Origin of the sequence: Janthinobacterium sp., from assembly GCF_009923995.1 — a bacterium.
GTDB lineage: Bacteria > Pseudomonadota > Gammaproteobacteria > Burkholderiales > Burkholderiaceae_D > Janthinobacterium.
Map to the genome: position 1 here is coordinate 1 of NZ_RFSK01000127.1, position 4,122 is coordinate 4,122.

Below are 4,122 nucleotides of genomic sequence, written 5' to 3' on the forward strand. Positions count from 1 at the left end.
CGCGGCCAGCGCGGCGGCCAGCAGCAGGCCGCCGGCCACGCCGCCCCAGCGGCGCCACCACTGCGCGGCGCCCGACGGTTCCGCAGCCGCCATCCTTGTCATGTCGTCACGCTTCACCTTGCGCTCCTCATGCCGGCTTGCCGGTCACCAGGCCCACCTGGTTCAGGTCGATCCGGCGCAGCAAGTCGAGCACTTCGACCACTTTCGCGTATTGCACGGCGGCATCGCCGCGCACGATGACGGGGAAGTCGGGCGTGAGCGCCTTTTCCGTGCGCAGGCGCTCTTCCAGTTCGGGCAGGGTGACGGGGTAGGCGTCGAGGAAGACCTGGCCCGCGTTGTCGATGGTGATGGCCTTGGTCTTCGGTTTCTCCAGCGCCATGGCCGAGCTGGCCTTGGGCAGGTCGACCTTGATGCCGGGAATGCTGGCGTTGCTGGTCAGAATGAAGATCACCAGCACCACCAGCAGCACGTCGACGAAGGGCGTGATGTTGATGCCGCCGCTACGCTTGCGGGGGGTAAACTTGGCGGAGGTGGCCATGGTTATGCGCCCCTCACGCCTGTTGCAGCACGGGACGCATCTGGCGTCCGTCGCCCTGCTCTTCAGCCAGGCGGGTGGCAAATTCGTCGACGAAGACGACCATATCGGCGACGATGGCGTCCGAACGCGAGGACAGCCAGTTGTAGCCGAACAGGGCGGGAATCGCCACGCCCAGGCCCGCAGCCGTACACAGCAGCGCTGCCGCCATGCCCGGCGCCACCGAGTTGATGTCCACGGCGCCGGCCATGGCCGCCACGACGAACACCAGCATGATGCCGATCACGGTGCCGAACAGGCCGACATACGGCGCGCCTTCGATGGTGGTGGAGAGCCAGATCATGCGCTTGGACATGCGCTCGCTTTCGCGCACCATCACGCCATCCATGGCGGCGCGGATGGCGCCGATGGTCGCGTTCGACACGGCGTTCAGGTCGTAGCCGCGGTCATGGCGGCGGCGCATCTCGTCGATGGCCACGTCGTACAAACGCCACAGCGAGGAATCCGTCTTCACGGCAGTGCTCAGCTTGCCGTTGCGCGCCAGGTGGTCCAGCGGCGCACCGGCCGCTTCATGGAACGACTGCATGAATTGCGCATTGGCGCGCGAGATGGCGCCATAGCTGCGGCCCTTGCCGATCATGATGATCCACGACAGGACCATCATCAGGCCCAGCACGCCGACGACGATCCACGCGTCGAGCGGCATGGCGGCGATGATGAAGCCGAAATGGCTCTTGCCGGCCTGCTGTTCATCCGCGCCGAAGACGGCCAGGCGCGATTCGGAACCTTGCGAGACGGCGTCGGCCAGCAGCAGGGCGTCGGGACGGGCCGTGCGCGACAGGCGCAGCTCGTCGATGGCGCCCGTGAAGTTGGCCAGGGTGGCGGCGCCGGAAGCGGCCGGCGGCGCATCGGCGCCCACCGACGCGGCAGTGCTGAACGCCGGCAGGGCGGTGGCCAGCGAGACGGCCGGACGGCCGCCCACGTACAGGGCCACGTTGTTCTTGTCGGCCTTGACGGCCAGGTGTGACCATTGATTCGCCTGGATGGGCTGGCCCGGCTTGCTGCGCTGGCCATTCACCTGCACGAAGGGCACGCCCTGGTCCACGCCGATCAGCAACTCACTGGCGCCGTCGCGGCGCGCATACAGCACCTGCTGCGCGCCCAGGCTGTCCGGACGCACCCAGGCGGAAAACGTGAACGGCGCGCCGGCGGCCAGCGCCAGCGAAGGCGAGGCGGGCAGCATCAGCGGCGTCGTGCCCAGGCGGGCGCCGGTGCCGATGACGGAGCCGTCCAGTGCCGGCACGGCCGTCTGGGCATGGTTGCCATACGCCGTGCTGTCGCGCGACGGCACGCCCGCTTCGGCGAAGTGGTACACGAGGCTGTAGTCGGGATCAAACGTGCGCTGGCCGTTGCCGGAAGCGGGTGCCTTCGGGTTGCCGTAGTACATCCACAACTGCTGCGGCGTGCCGGCCGTCAGGGCCGGCACGTCGACCCAGATCAGGGCGATGCCCAGCAGCGGGTTGAACTGCTCGATCTGGTGGTTCAGCACGGTCTTGTCGTCGCCGGCCACGAAGCGCAGGTCGGCGCCGCTGTCGCTGACGCCCTCGAAGTTGAAATTGCCCGAATGCAAGCGCAGCAGGACGGGAATGCGGCCGGGATCGCCGCCCACGGCGCCCGCCTTGGGACCGGCGTCGACGGTGACGGGTTTGCGGTAAGCCCAGTCGGGCTGCCACCAGGCGTGCGCCAGGCCGGGTACGAGCGTGCCCAGGATCGTGAGCAGGAAAAGAAAACGTTGCATGACAGTGATTCTCCGAAGAAAAGTCTAGAAAAGTGCAGTGCTGTTGCGCTGGGCCGTCAGTAGCTGGCCGACAGGTTGAAATTGATGCGTCGCACGTGCTTGTGCGTGCGCGGCCCCTCGCGCAGCGGGTAGGAAAAATCCACGCGGCCCGTCAGGTAGCGCAGGAACTGGAAGCTGCTCCCCACGCCCACGGAGGCCAGGCCGAACAGGTCCTTCTGCTCGATCATCGGGTCGCGCAGGCGCAGGCGCGCGCCATCGGCGAAGGCATACAGGCGCCAGTTTTCCAGGCCGCTGAAATACGTCAGTTGGGGCGTGCGCCATTCGGCGGTGCCCGAGATGCCGTAGTCGCCCGTCGCTTCCGCCGACAGGTAGCCGCGCACGGAATTGGCGCCGCCGGCGGCCATCTGCTCGCCCGACACGAGCGCCGCGTCGGCCAGCTGGCCCGACATGCGCCCGTGCAGCTGCGCGCCGCTGCCCAGGTTGTAGGTGGCATTCGCGTCGCCCTTCAGCACGAGGAAGCTGGGCGAGGCCTTGTAGCGCTTGTTGTCGTACGCGGCGCTGTCGCTGCCGTAGCCGAACGAGGCGCGCGTGCCGGCCACCAGCGACAGGCCCAGGCCATACGTCGCCGTGTCCGTCTGCGCAAAGCCGTTGTAGGCCACGCTGAGCGGCACGTACTTCAAGGGAATAGTGGAACCGGTGCCGTTCAGTGTCAGGGCTTCCTGGTTATCCTTGAAATCGATGCCGGCGGAAAAGCTGTGCCACCAGATGCCGCTGTTGGGCACCGTGTAGTTGACTTTCATGCCCAGCGCATGGCCCTTGCCCAGCACGCTAGTGCCGCCCGCGCTGGCCACGTTGCTGTTCGACTGGTAGCCCGTCGCTTCCACGCTCCAGCCCTGCGTGCCGATGGGCGCCACGTACGAGGCGGACCACACCTTGGTCTGATTCAGGTCGCCCGGCGTGCCGAAAAAGCTGATGGTGGCGCTATGCCCCAGCTGCCACAGGTTGTCGTGGCCGACCGACATGCTGGTGCGCAACTTCTTCGTGTCGGCGCTGTAATCGTTGTTCAGGCCCACGCTGGCGCGCCACGGGCTGCTGTCGTCGACCTTCAAGTCCACGTCCATGGTGCCGGGCAGCGTGCCCTGGCGCACCAGCGGCATCACCTGGCGCTTGGGTCCCCGGTTCAGGGCCGTCAGCTCCACTTGCGCCTGGGTAAAGTCGGGCACCGTGCCTTCCGTCAGGGCCGGCACCTGCTGGCGCACGTCGAGCGGCGAGTTGTATTGCGCGCCGACCACGCGCAGGCGCCCCACCTTGGTTTCGCTCACCTGCAGCACCACCACGCCCTGCTCCACCTGCTGCTCGGGCAAGTCCACGTAGACGGACTGGTAGCCCCGGGCTTGATATGCCGCAACGAGGGCATCGCGCGCCCCTTCCACGTCCTTCAGGGTGCGGCCCGGCCCCAGGAAGGGCGTCACGGCCGCTTCGATGGCGCGGGCGTCGAGCACGGTATTGCCGCGTACCAAATATTCCTCGATGTTTACCTGGCGTTCCGGCGCGGCGGCCGCTTCCTGCGCGCGCGCCATGCCGGGCAAGGCCAGCATGGCCAGGCACAGCATCGTCAGGGCCGTCGCGGGTGCCGCCGGCGGCATGCCCCTGCCCTTGGTTGTCAATTCACGCATCTTCCATTCACCTTAAAATCAAGCGGTTGCCCTAGTGTTGCGGCGCTGGGCCGGCGTTTTTTTGTTGCCAATGCTGATCTACTGATGCCTAGACAGTCGCCGCGCGCGGCGAC

The 4,122-nt window shown here is 67.3% G+C and carries 3 protein-coding genes; all 3 read right to left on the reverse strand.

Going from position 1 to position 4,122, the window contains the following annotated elements; translation table 11 throughout:
- Positions 1-127: 127 nt before the first annotated feature.
- Genes EBS11_RS28005 through EBS11_RS28015 form a run of 3 tightly spaced genes read right to left on the reverse strand, consistent with a single transcriptional unit; the run spans position 128 to position 4,009 of the window.
- On the reverse strand, positions 128-538 hold the full coding sequence (locus EBS11_RS28005; RefSeq protein ID WP_034753784.1) for a biopolymer transporter ExbD: 411 nt from the start codon (positions 536-538) through the stop codon (positions 128-130).
- Positions 539-551: 13 nt separating this feature from the next.
- On the reverse strand, positions 552-2,333 hold the full coding sequence (locus tag EBS11_RS28010; RefSeq protein WP_290608755.1) for a MotA/TolQ/ExbB proton channel family protein: 1,782 nt from the start codon (positions 2,331-2,333) through the stop codon (positions 552-554).
- Between the two features lie 56 nt (positions 2,334-2,389).
- On the reverse strand, positions 2,390-4,009 hold the full coding sequence (locus EBS11_RS28015; protein ID WP_290608757.1) for a ShlB/FhaC/HecB family hemolysin secretion/activation protein: 1,620 nt from the start codon (positions 4,007-4,009) through the stop codon (positions 2,390-2,392).
- Positions 4,010-4,122: the final 113 nt, after the last annotated feature.

Excerpts from the sequence above, each read along its gene's own strand:
- EBS11_RS28005 (WP_034753784.1), bottom strand. The coding sequence starts at position 538 with ATGGCCACCTCCGCCAAGTTTACCCCCCGCAAGCGTAGCGGCGGCATC.
- EBS11_RS28010 (WP_290608755.1), bottom strand. The coding sequence starts at position 2,333 with ATGCAACGTTTTCTTTTCCTGCTCACGATCCTGGGCACGCTCGTACCC.
- EBS11_RS28015 (WP_290608757.1), bottom strand. The coding sequence starts at position 4,009 with ATGCGTGAATTGACAACCAAGGGCAGGGGCATGCCGCCGGCGGCACCC.